This window comes from Phytohabitans flavus (assembly GCF_011764545.1).
Taxonomy (GTDB): domain Bacteria; phylum Actinomycetota; class Actinomycetes; order Mycobacteriales; family Micromonosporaceae; genus Phytohabitans; species Phytohabitans flavus.
The window spans coordinates 2,682,071-2,700,681 of sequence record NZ_AP022870.1 but is presented as its reverse complement, the minus strand read 5'-3'; the positions used below and the strand labels follow the sequence as shown (position 1 = coordinate 2,700,681).

At 71.9% G+C, this 18,611-nt stretch carries 20 protein-coding genes and 2 pseudogenes; 13 read left to right on the top strand and 9 right to left on the bottom strand.

The window, feature by feature from the left end; genetic code table 11:
• The first annotated feature begins 15 nt into the window (after positions 1-15).
• From Pflav_RS11780 to Pflav_RS11745, 8 genes are all read left to right on the top strand, one after another.
• The gene (locus Pflav_RS11780; protein WP_173036170.1) at positions 16-1,371 is read left to right on the top strand and encodes an AAA family ATPase; all 1,356 of its coding nucleotides are present in this window, start codon (positions 16-18) and stop codon (positions 1,369-1,371) included.
• Positions 1,358-1,927 carry an RloB family protein gene (locus tag Pflav_RS11775; protein ID WP_173036168.1) on the top strand — a complete coding sequence of 190 codons (570 nt, stop codon included), beginning with the start codon at positions 1,358-1,360 and terminating at the stop codon, positions 1,925-1,927. Before Pflav_RS11780 ends, Pflav_RS11775 begins: the two co-directional genes overlap by 14 nt.
• Complete coding sequence (gene kamE / locus Pflav_RS11770; protein ID WP_269474491.1) at positions 1,924-2,673, top strand: lysine 5,6-aminomutase subunit beta; 750 nt, start codon at positions 1,924-1,926, stop codon at positions 2,671-2,673. The genes Pflav_RS11775 and kamE overlap by 4 nt, the downstream gene beginning before the upstream one ends.
• Positions 2,670-3,035 carry a 3-aminobutyryl-CoA ammonia lyase gene (gene kal / locus Pflav_RS11765; RefSeq protein ID WP_173036166.1) on the top strand — a complete coding sequence of 122 codons (366 nt, stop codon included), beginning with the start codon at positions 2,670-2,672 and terminating at the stop codon, positions 3,033-3,035. Before kamE ends, kal begins: the two co-directional genes overlap by 4 nt.
• Positions 3,036-3,054: 19 nt before the next feature.
• On the top strand, positions 3,055-4,335 hold the full coding sequence (locus Pflav_RS11760) for a glutamate mutase L (protein ID WP_173036164.1): 1,281 nt from the start codon (positions 3,055-3,057) through the stop codon (positions 4,333-4,335).
• Between the two features lie 430 nt (positions 4,336-4,765).
• Positions 4,766-6,373 carry an apolipoprotein N-acyltransferase gene (lnt, locus tag Pflav_RS11755; RefSeq protein ID WP_173042377.1) on the top strand — a complete coding sequence of 536 codons (1,608 nt, stop codon included), beginning with the start codon at positions 4,766-4,768 and terminating at the stop codon, positions 6,371-6,373.
• Positions 6,366-7,160, top strand: coding sequence for an arylamine N-acetyltransferase family protein (locus tag Pflav_RS11750; RefSeq protein WP_232071267.1), 795 nt, complete (start codon positions 6,366-6,368; stop codon positions 7,158-7,160). Before lnt ends, Pflav_RS11750 begins: the two co-directional genes overlap by 8 nt.
• A 36-nt stretch (positions 7,161-7,196) precedes the next feature.
• The gene (locus Pflav_RS11745; protein ID WP_173036162.1) at positions 7,197-7,655 is read left to right on the top strand and encodes an FxsA family protein; all 459 of its coding nucleotides are present in this window, start codon (positions 7,197-7,199) and stop codon (positions 7,653-7,655) included.
• 57 nt (positions 7,656-7,712) lie between these two features.
• Here Pflav_RS11745 and Pflav_RS11740 read toward each other — a convergent pair whose 3' ends face one another.
• The 3 genes and pseudogenes from Pflav_RS11740 to Pflav_RS48635 all read right to left on the bottom strand — a co-directional run.
• The gene (locus Pflav_RS11740) at positions 7,713-8,057 is read right to left on the bottom strand and encodes an RNA polymerase-binding protein RbpA (RefSeq protein ID WP_173036160.1); all 345 of its coding nucleotides are present in this window, start codon (positions 8,055-8,057) and stop codon (positions 7,713-7,715) included.
• A 205-nt stretch (positions 8,058-8,262) separates the two neighbouring features.
• Positions 8,263-9,345: a coiled-coil domain-containing protein gene (locus Pflav_RS11735; protein WP_173036157.1), complete on the bottom strand. Its 1,083-nt coding sequence runs from the start codon at positions 9,343-9,345 to the stop codon at positions 8,263-8,265.
• 93 nt (positions 9,346-9,438) lie between these two features.
• A pseudogene (locus Pflav_RS48635) lies at positions 9,439-10,050 on the bottom strand (MerR family transcriptional regulator); the annotation flags it as partial.
• A gap of 180 nt (positions 10,051-10,230) precedes the next feature.
• Between Pflav_RS48635 and Pflav_RS11725 the strand changes: the two are divergent.
• Complete coding sequence (locus tag Pflav_RS11725) at positions 10,231-10,653, top strand: nucleoside deaminase (RefSeq protein ID WP_173036154.1); 423 nt, start codon at positions 10,231-10,233, stop codon at positions 10,651-10,653.
• A 327-nt stretch (positions 10,654-10,980) separates the two neighbouring features.
• Here Pflav_RS11725 and Pflav_RS11720 read toward each other — a convergent pair whose 3' ends face one another.
• Positions 10,981-11,541, bottom strand: a complete 561-nt coding sequence (locus tag Pflav_RS11720) for an HNH endonuclease signature motif containing protein (RefSeq protein WP_232071266.1) — start codon at positions 11,539-11,541, stop codon at positions 10,981-10,983.
• Between Pflav_RS11720 and Pflav_RS11715 the strand changes: the two genes are divergently transcribed.
• Both Pflav_RS11715 and Pflav_RS11710 read left to right on the top strand, forming a co-directional pair.
• A complete protein-coding gene (locus Pflav_RS11715) occupies positions 11,540-12,058 on the top strand; it encodes a DinB family protein (protein ID WP_173036152.1) in 519 nt (172 codons plus the stop codon). The genes Pflav_RS11720 and Pflav_RS11715 overlap by 2 nt on opposite strands.
• Positions 12,059-12,067: 9 nt before the next feature.
• Entirely contained in the window at positions 12,068-12,904 is an 837-nt protein-coding gene (locus Pflav_RS11710; protein ID WP_173036150.1) for a hypothetical protein, read from the top strand.
• A 7-nt stretch (positions 12,905-12,911) separates the two neighbouring features.
• Here the strand turns inward: Pflav_RS11710 and Pflav_RS11705 are convergent.
• A pseudogene (locus tag Pflav_RS11705) lies at positions 12,912-13,130 on the bottom strand (metallophosphoesterase family protein); the annotation flags it as partial.
• A gap of 168 nt (positions 13,131-13,298) precedes the next feature.
• A complete protein-coding gene (locus tag Pflav_RS11700) occupies positions 13,299-13,799 on the bottom strand; it encodes a MarR family winged helix-turn-helix transcriptional regulator (RefSeq protein WP_197938351.1) in 501 nt (166 codons plus the stop codon).
• A gap of 37 nt (positions 13,800-13,836) precedes the next feature.
• Here Pflav_RS11700 and pip point away from each other — a divergent pair, with 37 nt between their 5' ends.
• Positions 13,837-14,781 carry a prolyl aminopeptidase gene (gene pip / locus Pflav_RS11695; protein WP_173042373.1) on the top strand — a complete coding sequence of 315 codons (945 nt, stop codon included), beginning with the start codon at positions 13,837-13,839 and terminating at the stop codon, positions 14,779-14,781.
• Between the two features lie 9 nt (positions 14,782-14,790).
• On the opposite strand, the gene Pflav_RS11690 is transcribed toward pip, so the two are convergent.
• Positions 14,791-15,420: a carbonic anhydrase gene (locus Pflav_RS11690; protein ID WP_173036147.1), complete on the bottom strand. Its 630-nt coding sequence runs from the start codon at positions 15,418-15,420 to the stop codon at positions 14,791-14,793.
• 82 nt (positions 15,421-15,502) lie between these two features.
• Positions 15,503-16,465 carry a helix-turn-helix transcriptional regulator gene (locus tag Pflav_RS11685; protein WP_173036145.1) on the bottom strand — a complete coding sequence of 321 codons (963 nt, stop codon included), beginning with the start codon at positions 16,463-16,465 and terminating at the stop codon, positions 15,503-15,505.
• 50 nt (positions 16,466-16,515) lie between these two features.
• Between Pflav_RS11685 and Pflav_RS11680 the strand changes: the two genes are divergently transcribed.
• Entirely contained in the window at positions 16,516-17,583 is a 1,068-nt protein-coding gene (locus tag Pflav_RS11680; protein ID WP_173036143.1) for an epoxide hydrolase family protein, read from the top strand.
• Here Pflav_RS11680 and Pflav_RS11675 read toward each other — a convergent pair.
• Positions 17,580-18,455: an NAD(P)-dependent oxidoreductase gene (locus Pflav_RS11675; protein WP_173036141.1), complete on the bottom strand. Its 876-nt coding sequence runs from the start codon at positions 18,453-18,455 to the stop codon at positions 17,580-17,582. The two genes, Pflav_RS11680 and Pflav_RS11675, sit on opposite strands and share 4 nt — an antisense overlap.
• Between the last annotated feature and the right edge of the window lie 156 nt (positions 18,456-18,611).

Here is an 18,611-nt window from a genome sequence, read left to right as displayed (position 1 = left end):
GGGCTGAAGGTAGCCATGCTGCGTAGCTTCCGCGTCGAAAACCACAAGTCGATCAAGGACGAGCAGGAGCTGTCGCTCCTGCCGGCGTACGACAAGAGCAAGCCGGTCGTCCCGGTCGCCGCGATTTTCGGCGCCAACGCCTCCGGCAAGTCCAACCTGCTCGACGCGCTGCGGTGGCTCCAGAACGCGGTACGGACCTCGTATGCGGCATGGGAGGCCGGCTCCGGGATTCCGCGTACGCCGTTCCGCCTCGACCCGAAGGCGGTCGAGGCGCCTTCGGGGTACGCGGTCGAGATCGCGGTGGACGGCGAGCGGTATTCGTACGGCGTCGAGGTGGACAGTGAGCGGGTGCGCAGCGAATGGCTGTACACCTATCCGCACAACCGCCGCCGGGCCATCTTCGAGCGCGACGACAAGGGTCTTCGCCTCGGCTCGACGGTTCCGGACTATCGAGCGCGGGCGGAGTCTCTGGATCGCCAGACGCGTCCCAACGCGCTGTTCCTAGGAGTCGCCGCCCAAAACGAGCTGGCGGAGGCCGACCCCGCGTTCCAGTGGTTCCGAAAGGCGGTGGTGTTCGGCGACGCCGGGGAGGTACTGCAAGACGAGGTGATGGCACGGCTGCGGGACGAGCGCGGCCGGGCATCAATCCTGGCCCTGGTCCGGGCCGCGGATCTTGGGATAACCGACGTGACGGTCAGTGATTCCGCGACCGAGCGGTTGGCCGCCGAACTGGTTGATGATCTTGTCGATCGCGGACTGGTCAACCAGGAGATTCTCCAAAACACCAGGGCGGACCTCAGGCGTCTGGTCGAGGCGGCCTTCGATCGGCCACTCATGGAGGTCGTATGGGACAAGTTCAGCCAAATACGTGACGGCGGCCAGTGGATCACTCACCCTCGCCTGCTTTTCCACCACGGGCAGAACGCGGTAGGCCTGGGGCTTGAAGATCAGTCCGCTGGCACTAAGAGCTGGCTGGCTCTCGTGTCCCACGCGTTGGCCGTGATCCACAGCGGAGACCTGCTCGTCGTCGACGAGGTGGACGCAAGCCTTCATCCGCACCTTTCGGCACGGCTGATCGACCTGTTCAGGGATCAGGAGACGAACCCGCGCGGCGCGCAACTGGTGTTCACCACACACGATGCGACGCTGCTCGACGAGGAGATGCTGTCGCGGGACGAAGTGTGGTTCGTGGAGAAGGACGCCGATACTGGTGCTACCCGCCTCTACCCGCTCACAGATTTCCACCCGCGAAAACACGAGAACACCGAAGGTCGTTACCTCGCTGGTGGCTACGGCGCGATCCCCATCCTGTCGGGCTCCGACTTCCGCGAGGCATTCCGCCCCAGGCGAGGGCCCGATGAGGCGACGTGATAGCAGCGCGGCTCGGCAGGCCGCCTCGCAACGTCGGCACACAGTCCTGATCTACTGCGGCGCCGTCCGGACAGAGCCGGACTACTTCGACGGGCTGAGGAAGCAGATCCGCGGGCAGACCGTCACGATCAAGGTCCGGCAGCAGGGCGTGTCGCCAAAACAGCTCGTGCAGGCCGCCGCCGCGTACCGGGACCGGAAGCCGGGCTCGTTTGACGAGGTCTGGTGCGTCGTGGACGTCGACCAGTTCGACATCGAGGCCGCGGTTACCGAGGCCAGGCGCAATGACATCAACCTCGCCGTGTCGAACCCGTGCTTCGAGTTGTGGTTGCTGTTGCACCATGCCGAGTGCCGTGCGCACTGTGCCGGGTACGAAGACGTGCTGGTGCGGCTGAAGAAGCATGTGCCGGGCTACGACAAGGCGCGGCTGGACTTCGCTGACCACGTCGCGGGGATCGGTGACGCGACGAAGCGGGCGAAGGAACTCGGCGGCGACCACACGCAGAACCCGTCTACGGGGATGTGGCGGCTGGTGGAGATGGTCAGGGAGCAATCGTGAGTGGGCAGATCGTGCGGCCGTACGGGGATATGACTGGGGACGGCATGGTGCAGGTGTCGTTCACGCTGCCGGTCCCGCATGACAAGCGGGCCGAGGGGGCCGCGTTGCAGCTGGCCGGGAAGATGGGGCTCGACCCGGCGATGCTTGTGCATGCCCGCCAGATGGGTGACGGTTACACGTTCTTCGTGGTGTACGGGCGGGTGAGCCACCTCGTCGACCTCGACGCGGTCCGGGTGTTGGAGCGGGATTACCCGCTGCTGACCGCGAAGGACGTGAACGCGGCGGTACGGCGCCGGATGCGGCGGAAGCTGTCGGTGGTCGGGGCGTGCATCGGTACCGACGCGCACACGGTCGGCATCGACGCGATCCTGAACGTGAAGGGCATCGCGGGTGAGAAGGGTCTGGAGTACTACCGGGAGCTGAAGGTGCTCAACCTCGGGGCTCAGGTGACGGTCGCGGAGCTTGTGGAGGCGGCGCGCGTGGAGAAGGCGGACGCGGTGCTTGTCTCGCAGGTGGTCACGCAGCGGGACGCGCACCTGCACAACGTGCGGGAGATGTCGGCGGCGTTCCGGGAGGCGTTTCCGGCGGCGCGGCGGCCGCTGCTGGTGGCGGGCGGGCCACGGTTCGACGAGATGATGGCCGCCGACCTCGGCGTCGACCGCATCTTCGGCCGCGGCACCACACCCCGCGAGGTTGCCAGCTACCTGGTCCACGCGCTCACCAACCAGAAGGCGGTGGCGGCGTGAGCGAGGGGTTGACGGTGACGCACCGGCGCTATGTGCCGTACTCGCACGCGCACTACGCCGGTGACCTTGTCGACGGGGCGTACGCGTTGGGGCTCTTCGGCGACGTCGCGACCGAGGTGTGCATCCGGATGGACGGGGACGAGGGTCTGTTCGCGTCCTATTCGGACGTTCAGTTTCGGGCGCCGGTGCGGGCCGGGGACGTCGTGGAGGCGACCGCGACGGTGACGCGGGTCGGCACGCGCAGCCGGACGCTGGAGTTCTCCTGCGTGGTGGTGTGCCGCGGGACGGGCGGGTCCGGCGCGCAGGTCCTCGACCCGCCGATCGTCGCGGTCACCGCGGTGGGCACCGTGGTCGTGCCGTGAAGACGCGCCAAGGAGCGCCGTGACGGTCGCGGTCTGCGCGGACGTCGGCTCCACCTACACGAAGGTCGCGGTCGTCGACGTCGACGACGGCCGGCTTGTCGCGACCGCGGCCCATCCGACGACGGCCGGCGACATCATGGCCGGGTTGGGCGCCGCGGTCGGGGCCTCCACCGCGGGGCTCCAGGCCGCTTCCCTTCCTTGGTACGTGTGCTCGTCCGCCGGTGGCGGACTGCGGCTCGCGGTGGTGGGCTACGAGCGGCTGGTCACCGCGGAGGCGGGACACCGGGTGGGCCTGTCCGCGGGGGCACGGGTGGTGCACGTGGCCGCCGGGCCGCTGGACGCCGAGGGGGTACGGGCCCTGCGCGCCGCCCGCCCCGACGTGGTGCTGCTGGTCGGCGGTACCGACGGTGGTGACGCCGACGTGCTGGTCCACAATGCACGGCGCCTGGCCGCGACCGGCAAGCGGTGGCCGGTGGTGGTGGCTGGAAACGCCGACGCCGCGGGCGAGGTGGGGAGCATCCTCAGTGGAGCGACCATTGTGGACAACGTGCTGCCGCGTATCGGGGTGCTGCGGCCGGGCCCGGCGCGGGCGGCGATCCGGGACGTGTTCCTGCGGCACGTGATCGGCGGGAAGTTCGGGGCGCGGTTCGCGCGGCTGGTACGGGCGGCGACGCCGGACGCGGTACTGGCGGGGGTGGAGTTGCTCGCCGACCGGAGCGGGCGCGGGTTGCTCGTCGTGGACGTGGGTGGGGCCACCACCGACGTGTACTCGGCGCTGCCGCCCGGTGCGGAGCAGCCCGCCGAGGCCGCCGGCACACTCGCCCGGGCCCGCACCGTGGAAGGGGATCTGGGCGTGCGGTGGAGCGCACCCGGTGTGGTGGCGGCCGCCGCGGCCGAGAAGCTGCCGCACGACGACGGCCTCGCCGAGGCTGCCGAGCGCCGCGCCGCCGACCCCGGGCTGATCGCCGAATCCGGGCACGACCTGCGGCTGGCCACCCTTGCCGCGACCGTGGCGGCGCGGCGGCACGCCCGTGGTGAGGCGGGCGGGTTCGGGCGGCGGGACCTGCGGGAAGTGTCGCTTGTGGTCGGCTCGGGCGGCGTCCTTCGCCATTCGTCGACGGGGGACGCGCGTGCCGTACTCGATGCGGTTTTGGCTGATCACGGCGGCGGGTGGCCCCTCCCGCGGGCGGCGACCACAGTGGTCGATCGGGACTATGTGCTGGCCGCGGGCGGCCTTCTGGCCGCCGACCACCCGGCGGCGGCGCTCGCTTTGTTGCGGAAACACCTGTGCGGCGAGTGACTGCTGAAACACGCGGTGCGTCGACACGCCAGAGTGGTTGACAGGCGGCGGGGGGCGGCACGTACCGTCTTTAGGTCCTACAACGGGGAAGCGGCTGTTGTTCGCTTCGCCCCTTCGCCAGCTGGCCAAGCAAGCCGACACCAGGTCCAGCCGGCGGGGGTCGGCGGGGCGGCGCGGACCGGCCGAGGAGCTGAGTCGATGCTACGGCAGGGGGGTGACCGCGGCCAGTAGACAACGGCGGCGCGGGAGCAGCCAGCGATCGTCCCGTCGGTCCGAAGGTCGTGGAGATCAACTGTCGCATCGGCCCCGGGTAGGGCCTGGGAGCATCGGGGTGCCGTTACGGCGGCGCCCCGATTTTCCGTTGTACAACCGTGTGCCTTATGGGATCGGACATTGACGCCCGCGGGGCGGTACCCTTCGGCAGGTGACGATGGTGGAGCCCGCCGAGACCTCGGCTTCTGAGGCCGACTCTACGGAATCGCAGCGGCGGGACGCCCTGCATCCCCTGCCACTGGCCGCCGGTGCGGTGATGGCGGTGGCCGCCGGTGTCGCGCTGCTGCTGTCGTTCCCCACGTATGGGTTGTGGTGGCTCGCCCCGGTCGGTGTCGCGCTGCTGGCCGCCGCGGTGCACCGGCGCCGTTTCCGGGCCGGGCTGGGGTTGGGGGCGCTCGCCGGGCTGGTGCTCTTCCTGTTGCTGTTGAGCTGGACCAACCTGCACACCGGGCTGGCGCCGTGGCTGCTGCTGTCGGGGCTCCAGGCGGCGTTCATCGGGCTGCTCGGCGGTGCGTCGGCGTACGTGAGCCCGCTCGTGGACCGGTTCCGCTGGGCGTGGCCGCCGGCGACCGCGCTGCTGTGGGTGGTGCAGGAGGCGGTCCGCGACCGTGCCCCGTACGGCGGGTTTCCGTGGGGGCGGCTCGCGTTCGCCCAGGACGACTCGCCGCTGCTGCGGCTGGCGGCGGTGGGTGGTGCGCCGCTCGTCACGTTCGGGGTGGCGCTCGCCGGTGGGCTGCTGGTGACCGCCGCGTGGCGGCCGTGGAACCTGTGGCGGGTGCGTCTGGCCCGCGGCCGCCTGGTGCTGTCCGCGGCCGGGCTGGTCGCCGGTGCGGTCGCCGTGACCGCGGTCGGGCTGCTCGTGCCGACCTCGTCGCCGAGCGGCCCGCCGGTCACCGTCGCGATCGTGCAGGGCAACGTGCCGCGGATGGGCCTGGACTTCAACGCCCAGCGCCGCGCCGTCCTGGAAAACCACGTCAACGCCACCATCGCGCTCTCCGAGCGGGTCGCCGCCGGGCAGGAGCCGCAGCCGGACCTTGTGGTGTGGCCGGAGAACGCCAGCGACGTCGACCCGCTCCGCGACGCCACCGCCAACCGTCGCATCTCCGACGCGGCCGCCGCGATCGGCGCCCCGATCCTGGTCGGCGGGATCCTGCGCGGCCCCGGGGAGGGCGAGGTCCGCAACGTCGGCATCCTGTGGCGGCCGGACGCCGGCCCCGACCTGGACCAGCTGTACGCGAAGCGGCACCCGGTGCCGTTCGCCGAGTACATGCCGATGCGAAACATCGCCCGCCTGGTGAGCGAGGAGGTCGACCGGGTCGCGAACATGGTGGCCGGCGACCGGCCCGGCGTGGTCCGGACCGGGCCGGTGGTGGTCGGCGACGTGATCTGCTTCGAGGTCGCCTACGACGGCATCGTCCGCGACACGGTCACCAACGGCGCTGGGATCCTGGCGGTGCAGACCAACAACGCGACGTTCGACGTCGCAGAGGCACGCCAGCAGATGGCGATGGTACGGCTCCGCGCGGTCGAGCACGGCCGCGAGTCGTTGATGGCGTCCACGGTCGGGGTGTCCGGGTTCGTGACCACGGACGGGAAGGTGCACCAGGACACCGGGTTCAACACCCAGGAGGTCGTGGTACGCCAGTTGCACGTCGGCGAGTCCCGTACCCTCGCCACCCGGCTCGGTGTGTGGCCCGAGGTGCTGCTGGTGGGCCTGGGCCTGGTGCTGCTGGCCGGTGCTGTCGTGGTGCGCCGCCGTGGCTGATGCTGATGCCGATGACTCCTTTGTGGACGACTACCTGGCGCGGATCGGCGCCGCCCGCCCGGCCGCCGCGGACCTGGCGGGCCTGAAGGCGTTGCAGCGCGCGCACCTCGGTACGGTGCCGTTCGAAAACCTCTCCATCCACCTCGGCGAGACCATCGACCTCAACACCCTCCCCGACAAGATCATCGGGCGGCGGCGGGGCGGCTTCTGCTACGAGCTCAACGGGGCGTTCGCGCAGCTGCTGACCGCCCTCGGGTACCGGGTGAGCCGCCACTCCGCCCGGGTGTGGAGCGGCAAGCGGTACGGTCCGCCGTTCGACCACCTCGCGCTGCGGGTGCAGCTCGACGAGCCGTGGCTCGTCGACGTGGGCTTCGGGCGGTTCGCGCACCACCCGCTGCGCCTGGACCACCGCCGGCCGCAGCCCGACGCGGCCGGCACGTTCCTGGTCATGGACGCCGATACCGGTGACGGCTTCGGCGACCTGGACGTGCTGATGGGCGGGGAGCGGCAGTACCGGCTCGACCCCCGCCCGTACGCGCTGGAGGACTTCGCGCCCACCTGCTGGTGGCAGTCCACCTCGCCGGCGTCGCACTTCACCCGTTCGCTGACCTGCTCGATGGTGACCGCCGACGGTGGCCGGGTGACCCTCAGCGGCGACAAGCTCATCGTCACCGCCCCGACCGGCCGCCGGGACGAGCGGCTGCTGGTCGGCGACGAGGCGGTGCTGGCCGCGTACCGGGAGCGGTTCGACGTGGTCCTGGACCGGGTGCCCCGCGTCACGCGGTAGCTGGGGCGCCGGCGCGGTCCGTGGCATCCTTGATGGATGGGACGGGCAATCGCGTTGGGCGTGCCGCTGGTGGCGATCGCGGAGATCGTCGTCTTTGTCCTGGTCGGCGGCTGGATCGGCTACGGCTGGGCGCTGCTGGCGGTTCTCGCCGCCTCGTTTTTCGGGATGATGCTGCTGCGCCGCGAGGGCATGCGGGCCTGGCGGGGCTTCATCGCCGCCGCCAATGCCGGCCAGCATCCGGGTGAGCGGGTCATCGACGGCATCGTCGGGTTGGGCGCCGGCATCCTGCTGAGCGTGCCCGGCTTCGTGACCGCACTGGCCGGCCTGGTGCTGCTGACACCGCCGGCCCGGTCGGTGGCGCGGCGCGGCGTGCAGCGGTGGACCGAGCGGCGCGTGTCGTCGGCGGTCGCGGGTGACCTCTTCGGCCCCCGCAAGGTGAAGGTGCACCGCGGCGCCCCGGAGACCGACGGCGCCATCGAAGGCGAAATCGTCTAACTCGGCATACGAAGTGGCCCCCGCCGGATCGGCGGGGCCACTGTCGTGCGTGTCGCGTCAGGCGGAACGGCCGCGCCGAGCGCGGACCTCCTCCAGGCGCTCGGCCAGGATGTCCTCGAGCTCGGCGATCGAACGCCGCTCCAGCAGCATGTCCCAGTGGGTGCGCGGGGGCTTGGCCTTCTTCTGCTCCGGCTCGCTGCCGTCCACCAGGCGTGCCACGCTGCCGTCGAACTTGCACTCCCAGGTCATCGGGACCTCGGCGTCAACGGCGAAGGGCACCTCGAACTGGTGTCCCTTGGCGCAGAGGTACTCGCGGGTCTGTCGCGGGGCCAGCTCCGTGTTGCGGTCGGACTCGTAGCTGACTGCTCCCAGACGGCTCCCGCGCAGCATGCGCTCGCCCATGATCGGCTTTCCCCTCGGTCGTGGTGCTGGTCTTCACTTTTGTAACGACAGGGGTCGGTCGGACGATTCCCGACCGGCCCCTTAGGTGTTTCGGCTCGGTGAACGATATCGAGGGTAGCGGGTGGATCTTCGTGGTGAGCGACACCACGGTCACGCTCGGACAACAACGACCTATTGGTCCGGTATTTCCATACTAACGGGAGTGTCAGTTCGCCGACGGTGCCGCCGCCGGACTCAGGTTGGCCAGGGCGGACGCCAAGTCGCTCACCTGACCGGAGAGCTGCATCACCCGGGCCTGCGCGGCGTCCCGCTCGGCGAGCGCGGCCGTGAGGCGTACCCCCAGGTCGGCCACCTGGCCCTCGGCGGACGCGGCGGTGTCCCGCGTCACCCGCAGCTCCGCGGCGAGCCGGTCCTTCTCCGCCTCGGCCTCGCCGCGGCGGGCACGGGACTGCTCGGCGGCGGCGTTGGCGGCCTCCGCCTCGGCCCGGAACCCCTCCGCGGCCGCCCGCGCCGTCTCCGCGTCCGTGCGGGCCCGCACGGACGCCGCGGTGGCCGCCTCGCTCTCGGCCCGGAACGCGTCGGCGGCCTCCACCGCCTCCGTGGCGGCCCGGGCAACCTGCTCGGCGTGCACGCGGATCGCGTCCCGTTCGCGGACCGTCTCGGCCAGCTGGCGGCGGTCCGCGTCCCGCTCCTGCCGCAGCGCGTCCGCCTCCGCCCGGGCCGCGTCACGGTCCCGCTCGGCCTGGAACCGCAGCGCGTCCGCGGCCGTCGCCGACCGCTGCGCCTCCTCCCGCGCCGCGTCGGCCGCCGCGGCCAGCTCACCCGCCGCCGCGGCCGTCTGCGCCGCATGGGCGGCCTCGGCGAGGGCACGCTCCTTCTCGTGTACGGCGGCGGCCTGCTCCTGCCGCGCCCGGCCCAGCGCCTCGGCGGCACCTTCCGCGTCGCGGCGAGCCTCGTCCCGCTCGGCCTGGGCGGCGGCGATCTCGGCGGCCGCCGCCGCGCGCACCTCGGCGACCTGCCGGTCGACGCCGGCCGGGGACAGCTCGGCGTGCAGCGCCTCGGTCAGCGTCTCCACGGCCTGGTCGAGCTTGTCGACCACCTCCCACGCCCGGGACACCTGGCCGGCCAGGCCGGGCGCGTTGCGGTGCCGCATCCGGACGTTGCGGGACGCCTTCTGGCAGGCGCCGTCGTTGTCGCGGCAGTACCGGAACGGCCGGCCGGCGCTGGACCGCTGCGGCACCGGCTTGCCGCAGTGCGTGCACGGGCGGGTCTCGACAGAAGTGTCCATCGTGGCCCGGAGTCTAGCCGCGGGTGGCCGTCGAGCAGGCGCAGACGCGCGGCTGCCGGCTCTTTGCGGCCTGAGCCTCGGCTTCCGAGGCCGCTAGGCCGGGTAGCCCACGGCGAAGGTGCGCTTCACGTACTCCCACACCTGCGCGGTCACGACGCCGCGGGTGGCCGCCTCCGGGCCCTTGCCGTCGATACTCGCGTACATCGCGGACAGGATGCCCCGGTCGCCGCCGGTCATCCGGTCCATCAGCGCCGTCCACCGCCGGGCGGTCTCCTGCGCGGCCGGGTCGGCGGGGTCACGGCCGGCGTCCACATGCGACTGGACTTCGGCGGCCAGCTCCGCCCAGCGGGCCTGCCACCGGGCGAACCCGGCGTCGCCCGCCTCCCGGTGCCGCTCCCGCAGCCGGTCCATCTGCTCCGGCGTGAAGTAACTCGCCGCCATCATCGCCTCCATCGTCTCCAGTAGCTGGTCGATCGTCGGTTCGCCGACCTCGGCGCGGGCCCGCAGCAGCGCGTCCAGACGGCGGCGCAGCTCGCGCAGGCGTACCAGGTGGTCGTCGACCTGGCCGAGCTGGGCGCGGACCGCCTGCTCCACGTCGTCGACGCCGCCGTCGAGCGCCTCCCCGATCTCCGCGAGCGGTACGCCGAGCTGGCGCAGGCTGAGCACCCGGTACAGGCGGCGCACGTCCGGCGCCGTGTAGAGGCGGTGGCCGGCGGGGAACGAGCGACCGGGCGGACCAGGCCGATCTCGTCGAAGTGATGCAGCGCCCGCACGGTCAGCCCAGCCGCGGTGGCCAGCTCACCGACCCGCCAGGTGCGTCCGTCTCCCACATCGCGAACGCTATGGCCTCACGCCGCGTGAGGGTCAAGGGGTTACGGTGGCGCGGTGACTCCTGCCCCCGAAGCGTTCCTGCGCCGTGCCATCGCTCTCGCCGCCGAGGCCCGTGCGGCCGGCAACCCGCCCTTCGGGTCGCTGCTGGTCGGCCCGGACGGCACCGTGCTGGCCGAGGAGCGCAACAGCTCGGTCACCGACAACGACATCACCGCCCACCCCGAGCTCAAGCTCGCCCGCTGGGCCGCCCGCGAGCTGGACGCGGAGACGGTGGCGGCGACCACGATGTACACCAGCTGCGAGCCCTGCGGGATGTGCGGCGGCGCGATCGTGCGGTCCGGGCTGGGCCGGGTGGTCTTCGCGCTCTCGACCGAGCAGCTCGAAGCCATCAAGCCCGGCGGCGGCTGGCCGATCGTGCCGCAGGACGGCCCGGCCCTGTACGACGAGGCCAGCGCGGTCGTCGCCGGCTACTACTGAGCCGGCCGCCCGGCCGGCTCTTTGGCCCTGGTTCTGGCCGCGGGCTCACAGCCAGCCGGGACCGGGCCGTCGCCCGCGCGACGTCGTCGGCCGGGTACGGGGTCGCGCGGCGCCGCCAGTAGAACGCGTTCCTCACCTCGGCGGTCAGTGAGCACCTCTTGCGCCGAGGAGACGTGCCGGTATCTCGCCAATCGCCCTGACGATGCCGTCTGCGGATTACCGGATTTGGATTACTGGTAATCCAGTAATCCAAATGGAGCACTTGGGGTCGCGCATCATAATGACGGTTATGAAGTGTGATGACTTAGGCTGGTGTAGCAGCTTTCGTTAGCGGGCGTCCCAGCGGGCCTTCGACTCGGCCAGGCCCTGGGGAGTCAGGGAGGCGGCGCGTTCGGCGGCCTGGCGCTCGCGCCAGCGCTTCTGGGCCTCGGCGTTGCAGGCCCGGCACTGCCGCCGCAGCCGTCCGGTCGACGGGTCGACCTCGCGCCCGTGGCCGTTGCGGCAGGTGGGCGCCTGCGCGCGGGTGCGGCAGTTTTCCGCGTGGCTGAGCTGGCGCAGGTGGGTGGGCTCGACGCAGTCCTCGACCCCGCAGGTGTGGTCGACCTCCAGGTCGGGGTCGATCGGGCCGACGAAGACCGCGTAGGCCACGATGTGCGCCCAGGCCCGGCCGGCGATCTTCTGGTAGACGCCGCGCCGGGTGCCGTAGCCCTGGACGATCAGGCAGCCGTCCGGGCGGCGGGTCGAGCGGGCCAGCAGCAGGGCGCGCAGCGACTCGGGTGTGTGGTGCTTGGACAGTCCGCCCACGTGGTCGAGCACGGCCTCCAGGATGACCCATGGCCAGCAAATGCGGGTGCCCACGCCACGCCGGTCCGGTACGGTCCCGGACATGCCGCCACCCCGGGAGCGCCCACCATTCGTCGCCGACGAGCGTACGCAGCTCGTCGGCTGGCTCGACACGCAGCGGGCCATCGTGCACTACAAGTGCGAGGGACTGTCCGACGTGGACGCCCACCGCGTGGTGCTGCCCACCTCACCACTGATGACCGTGGCCGGGCTTATCTCGCACATGCGGTGGACCGAGCACGGCTGGTTCGAGGTGCTGTTCCTCGGCGGCTCGTACGCGGACAACCCGCAGTACCTGGAGGAGCCCGAGGACGCCGACATGCGCGTCGACGAGGGCGTGCCCCTGGCGAAGCTGCTCGACGAGTACGACCGGCAGTGCCAGCGTTCCAACGAGATCGTGGCCGCGCACGCGCTGGACGAGGTGGGCCGGCACCCGCAGTTCCGGTCGGCGCAGGCGACGCTGCGGTGGATGGTCATCCACATGGTCGAGGAGACCGCGCGGCACGCCGGGCACCTCGACACGATCCGCGAGCTGCTCGACGGCGAAAAGGGCTACTACTAGCCTCACGGCATGGCAACCACGTCGCCCGAGTCCGCACCGGCCGGCGACGAGGAGGAACCGGCGCCAGCCACACCGCCGCGGCGACGGGGCATCGACCAGAATCTGCTGATCGCGATCCTGTCGGTGATCAGCTCGCTCCTGGGTGCCGTGGTCGGTGGGCTCGTCACCGCCTACGTCGCCGGGACCAGCGTGACCGCGCAGCGCGACACCACCCGCATACAGGCCGAGGCCGACCGCGCCATCCAGCTGCGCGAGGCGAGAGGGCGGGTGTACGAGGCGTTCCTCAACGCCGTCGCCGACGCCAATGCCACGCTGGCCGACGTCCATGCGTGCACCGCCGAAAACAGCGCCAACTGGGAGTTTGTCGCGTTCTCGCCGGGGCCCGATGAGCAGACGATGTACCTGCGGGTCAGCACGCCCGTGCTGGCCGCGGCGCAGCACGCGGCGTGCCGCCCGGGCGCGGCAGCCTACGCCGAGGCGCGGCACCAGGCGGAGAAGGCGTTCAACGCGGTCTACCAGTGGGGTACGCGAGAGACCGTCTCGGCCGCACAGCGCCTCACGCTGCTGCTGCCGAGGGTCGAGTGTCCGTCGTTCGGGGAGAACGCGCGGCGGTGCGTCCACGGGCTGATCGTCGCCAGCTGGATGCACGACTCCCTCTACCCTTCGGTGGATCCCTGGCCGGCCAACGTGTTCGCCGTCGACACCGATGAGGTCCTGGCTCTGGGCATGGCGGTGGGCGGGAGGCTCAGGTCGGACCACGGCGAGTTGTACGCGCTGGCGCTGACGAGGTTTCAGCAGGCCGGCTGCAAGGACCTCGCCAGCGGGGCCGAGGCCGACTCCTGCTGACGGCCAATCAGCGCTCTATCCGGTGTAGCTGGACGTCCCGGAGGGCAGCGGCTGCCACCGTCGCGGTCAGGAATGTGGCGTACGGCTGGCGGCGGCGGTCGGTGGGCGATCCCGGGTTGAGCAGGCGCAGGCCGCTCGGCGCGACCGTGTCCGACGGGATGTGCGAGTGGCCGAAGACGAGCACGTCCGCGTCGGGGAAGCGGGCGGCGCAGCGGGTCTCGCGGCCGGCGGTAGCGAAGAGTCGCGGCCGGCCGACCACAACCCGGGGTGAGCTTGACCAACCGCGAAGGGCGAGGCCGCGGGAGCGACGGTCCGGACCACCACGGACGTCGCGGTAGCTCAATCCTTTTGGATTTGGATCTTCATCCGCGGCATGACACAAGGCCACCCAACTCTATGAGTTCTCTAGAGCGGCCTGCGGAGGGTCCGGTAGACAGGCCTGGATCCGCTCCCGGAACGGGCGGTCGCGCAGCGCCGCCTCCACCGCCCGCAGCAGGCCTGCGAGGGGCATCGGCAGCTCGGCGTCCAGCTCCCGCATCGCGGCGGCGGTGGCGGCCCACTCGGCCTCGATGACCGGCAGCAGCTCCCGGGCGCGGCCGGTGAGCGTCACGATCCGCTGCCGCGCGTCGGTACCCGGCGACAGCTCGACGAGGCCGGCGCGGGTCAGTTGCGCCACGGTCTGGCTGGCCGCCGAGTGGGTCACACCGACCGCGGTGGCCAGGTCGCGGATCGTCATCGGGCCGGCGGCGACAAGTGCGCGGATCGGCGGGGAGAAGCGCGGCCGGTACTCGGGCAGGCCGGCGTCCCGGTAGACGGCGGCGACGTCGCCGTCGAGCAGCTCCAGGACGTGGCGCATGAGCGTGCCGACGGCCTCACGGTCAGGCGATGGTGTCACCACGGTAATGTAACAGTGCTGTTAGATTGGGGGAGTGATGTACCCGCACATCGAGCCGTACGCGCACGGCATGCTCGACGCCGGCGACGGCCACCACGTGTACTGGGAGACCTGCGGCAACCCCGACGGGCGTCCGGCGGTCGTGCTGCACGGCGGCCCGGGCTCGGGGTGCACGCCGGCGTGGCGGCGCTTCTTCGACCCCGAGGCTTACCGGGTGGTCCTGTTCGACCAGCGCGGCTGCGGCCGCAGCACCCCGTCGGCCGGCGACCCGGACGTCGACCTGTCCACCAACACCACCCACCACCTGCTCGCCGACATCGAGCGGCTGCGCGAGCACGTGGGCGTGGACCGGTGGCTCGTCTTCGGCGGCTCGTGGGGCTCCACGCTGGGCATGGCGTACGCGCAGCGGCACCCCGAGCGGGTCTCCGCGCTGGTGCTGTTCAGCGTGGCGGTGGCCACCGTCCGCAACGTGGAGTGGATCACGGAGTCGATGGGGCGCCTCTTCCCGGCGCAGTGGGCCGCGTTCAAGGCCGGCGCCGGCGGCGAGGGCAGGCTCGTCGACGCGTACGCCCGGCTGCTGGCCGACCCCGACCCGGCCGTACGGGACAAGGCTGCCCGCGACTGGTGCGACTGGGAGGACAGCCACGTCGCGGTCACCGCCGGCCACAAGCCCTCCGCCCGGTACGCCGATCCGCACTTCCGGCTGCTCTTCGCCCGGCTCGTCACGCACTACTGGCGGCACGGGGCCTGGCTGGACGACGACGAGATCCTGCGCGGCGCGGCCAAGCTCGCCGGGATCCCGGGCGTGCTGATCCACGGGCGACTCGACGTGAGCGGCCCGCTCGATGACGCGTGGCACCTGGCCCAGGCGTGGCCGGACGCCGACCTCGTCGTGGTCGACGACGCGGGCCACGGCGCCGGCTACCCCGGCATGGCCCAGGCCTGCCTGGCGGCGCTGGACCGCTTCGCCGCGGCCCCGTAAAACAAGAGCTCAGACGCCGTTGCCGGCGATCCGGCGCACGTTGCCCTCGGCCAGGCCGTATGACAGGCCGACCACGCCCAGGCGGCCGTCGGCGAGCCGGTCGCCGATCACCTTGGAGCGGCGCAGCAGCAGGTCGACCGTGTACCGGATGTGCTCCTCGACGGCCGCGTCCGCGTCGGCCAGGGCGTTGCTCTGGACGGCGAGCACGCTCAGCATCACCCGCTCGACCACGTCCCGGACGAACCCTTCCGGCGTCGTCCCGTGCCGTACCGCGTCGAACGCCGCCGCGATCGCGCCGCACGAGTCGTGCCCGAGCACGGCGATGAGCGGGGTGTTGAGGGCCGCCACCGCGTACTCGATGCTGCCCAGCACCTCGGCCCCGACCACGTGGCCGGCCGTGCGGACGACGAAGAGGTCACCCAGCCCCTGGTCGAAGATGATCTCGGCGGCGAGCCGTGAGTCGCTGCACCCGAACAGCACCGCGAACGGCCGCTGCTCCGGGGCGAGCGCGGCCCGCCGGTCGGCGTCCTGGTGGGGGTGCAGCCGCTCGCCGGCCACGAAGCGCTTGTTACCGTCGATTAGAAGCTGAAGCGCCGAGGCCGGCGACGCCGGCCACTCGCTGTCGATGTCGTCGTCCATCCCGTACACACTCCCGCGGCAAGTCGGGTCACGTCTCCAAAGTGTGCCGGTTCAATCTTGATGTTTAACCATATTCAGTGGTTTACGTTCGCCACACCTGTGCGCCCGCGGCCCGGGTCGCCCTGGCGCCGAGCGCGCGGAGGTGGGCGATCAGCTCGGGCGGCTCGTGCACCTCGACGTCGCAGCCCAGGGTCATCAGCCGCCAGGCCAGGAAGTCGAGCGTGTCGCTGTGGCTGTTGAGCCGGCAGGTCCGCTCGTCGACCGCGACGAGGTCGCCGGGGGAGTCGCCGACCCGGCCGGCCACCCGCTCGATCGGGGCGTGCAGCGTCGCCACCGCCCGGTACACCGGTGCCCGTTCGGAGAGCCGGCGGGTCACGAACGCGGCCGCGTCGCCGTCGGGCAGCTCCCGGGCCGCCGCCCGGTAGCCGATCACGGCCGGGTCCGCGATCCGGTCCACCCGGAACATCCGCCAGTCGTCGCGGTCGGTGTCCCAGCCCACCAGGTACCAGCGGCGGCCGGCGGAGACCAGGCGGTGCGGCTCGACCCGCCGCTCGGTCCGCGCGCCGTCCTGGCCGCGGTACCCGAAGCGGACCCGCTCCCGGTTGGTGACCGCGGCGGCCAGCAGCGTGAGCAGCTCCGGGTCGACGGTCGGCCGGTCCCAGGTCAGCATCGGCTGGGTGGCCGCGCCGAGGGCGGAGACCTGGTGGCGCAGCCGCTTCGGCAGGACCTGTTCGAGCTTGGCGAGCGCGCGTACCGCCGCCTCCTCGATGCCCTCGACCGCGTGGCCGGCCGCGGTGCGCAGGCCGACCGTGATCGCCACCGCCTCGTCGTCCTCCAGCAGCAGCGGCGGCATCGCGGCCCCGGCGCGGAGCCGGTAGCCGCCGGCTGCCCCCATCGTGGCCTCCACCGGGTACCCGAGGTCGCGCAGCCGCTCCACGTCGCGCCGCACGGTGCGCAGGCTGACGCCGAGGCGGCGGGCCAGCTCGGTACCCGGCCACTCGCGGGGCGCCTGGAGCAGGGACAGCAGACTGAACAGCCGAGTCACGCCGTCAACTGTGACAGATCCTGACCTACTTGCTTCCTAGCGTGGACCGCATGACACCTTTCCGGATCGACGTCCCCGACCGCGACCTCGACGACCTGCGCGACCGCCTGGCCCGTACCCGCTGGCCGGTCCAGCTGCCCGGCGACGACTGGAGCCGGGGCGTGCCGGTCGAGCACCTGCGCGAGCTGGCCGACTACTGGCGCGGCGGCTTCGACTGGCGGGCGCGGGAGGCCGAGCTGAACGCGTTTCCGCAGTTCACCACGTCGATCGACGGCCTCGACGTGCACTTCCTGCACGCCCGCTCGGCCCGGCCGGACGCGCTGCCGCTGCTGCTCACCCACGGGTGGCCCGCCACGTTCGTCGAGTTCGTGCGGCTCATCCCGCTGCTGACCGGCGCGTTCCACGTCGTGGTGCCGTCGGTGCCCGGCTTCGGCTGGTCGCAGGCGCCGGTGGAGGCCGGCTTCAGCGTCGGCCGGGTGGCCCGGATGTGGGCGGAGCTGATGGCCCGGCTCGGCTACGACAGGTACGGCACGCAGGGCGGCGACCTGGGCGCGTACGTGGCGCCGGAGGTCGCGGTCGTCGACCCCGAGCATGTGGTCGGCGTGCACATCGACGGCGGGCTGGGCTTCCCGAGCGAGTCGGACGTGGCGCAGATGAGCGCGGCCGAACGCGCCGAGTTCGAGGAGATGATGCAGTGGGCCGGCGCCGGCGTCGACCATCACGCGCTGCTGCGGGCGGCGCCGCAGACGTTCGCGTACGGGTGGCAGGACTCGCCGGCCGCCGCACTGGCCTGGCTGGCGCAGAAGTTCCGCGACTTCGGCGACGTGGTCGACCGCGACCTGTTCCTCACCAACGCCAGCGTGTACTGGTTCACCGGCACCTTCGGCACCTCGTCGTGGCCGCTGTACGACACGGAGCGGACGACCTGGCCGGTCGGGCAGAAGGCGGTGCCCAGCGGCGTGTACTCCGGCGGCCCGGCCCTCTTCCGCCGCCTCGCCGAGCGGCACAACACGATCGTGCACTGGCCGGAAGGCAACCCGGGCGGCCACTTCGTGGCGATGGAGGAGCCGGAGGCACACGCGGCGGACATCACGGCGTTCTTCGCCAAGGTGTCCTAGCTGGGTTGCTTGATGCTCTCGATGATTCGGGCGAAGCCTTCCTGTCCGTGGCCCGCGTCGATCTGGCGCCGGATGAGCTGCTGGACCATGGCGACGGCGCCGGTGTCGATGCCCTGGTCGGCGCTGGCGGCCACGATGTCGCCGAGGTCGGAGAAGTCCAGGCTCTGCTGCCCGTCGACGGTGTAGTCGCCGCCGTCGATGACCGTGGCGAACTCTCCGAAGGCGCCGGTCATCGCGGTCAGCCACGGTGCGGCCATCGCGGCGAACTCGCCCGCCGACACACCCTCGGGCGCGAGCATGGCGGCGCCGTGCATGAACCCGGCGAACATGACGTACATGCCGGCGAGCAGGGCCAGGTCGTACAGCGACGCCAGCCCGGGGTCCGCACCGAAGTAGGTGCTGGCTCCCCACAGGTCGAGCAGCGGCTTGTACTGGTCGAAAGCGGTGGCCGACCCGCTGTAGAGCACTGACGACCCGGGTTGGCCGATCATCGGCGGGATGGCCATGATGCCGCCGTCCAGGTACGTGACGCCGGCATCGGCGGCCCAGGCGGCCAGCTCCCGCGCCTGGGCCGGTGTCGTGGTGGTCACGTTGACCAAGGTCCGGCCGCCCAGCTCGCCGGACAATGGGTCGAGCACCTCGTGGACCGATGCGTGGTCCAGCAGGCAGGCGATGACCAGCCGGCTGGCCCGGACTGCGTCGCCTGCCGTGCCGGCGGCGGTCGCGCCCTGGGCGACGAGGTCGCTCGTCCTGCCCGGCGAGCGGTTCCAGACCGTTGTCGCGTGTCCCGCCTTCACCAGGGCGGTCGCCAGGGCGCTGCCCATCGCACCCAGCCCGAGAACGCTCACCTGGACGTCGTGGCTCGTCGTCATGCTTTTCCGGCTCCCTCATGTGCGGCCCACCGGGCCTGAACCGATGAGTGATCGTGGTCTAGGCGATCCTCTCCGCTGCTGGTAGAAGTTGACCAGTACCGACTAAATAGTCTGGTACTCACCTTTTGGTAAGTACGGTTGGGAGGGAGAAGGTCC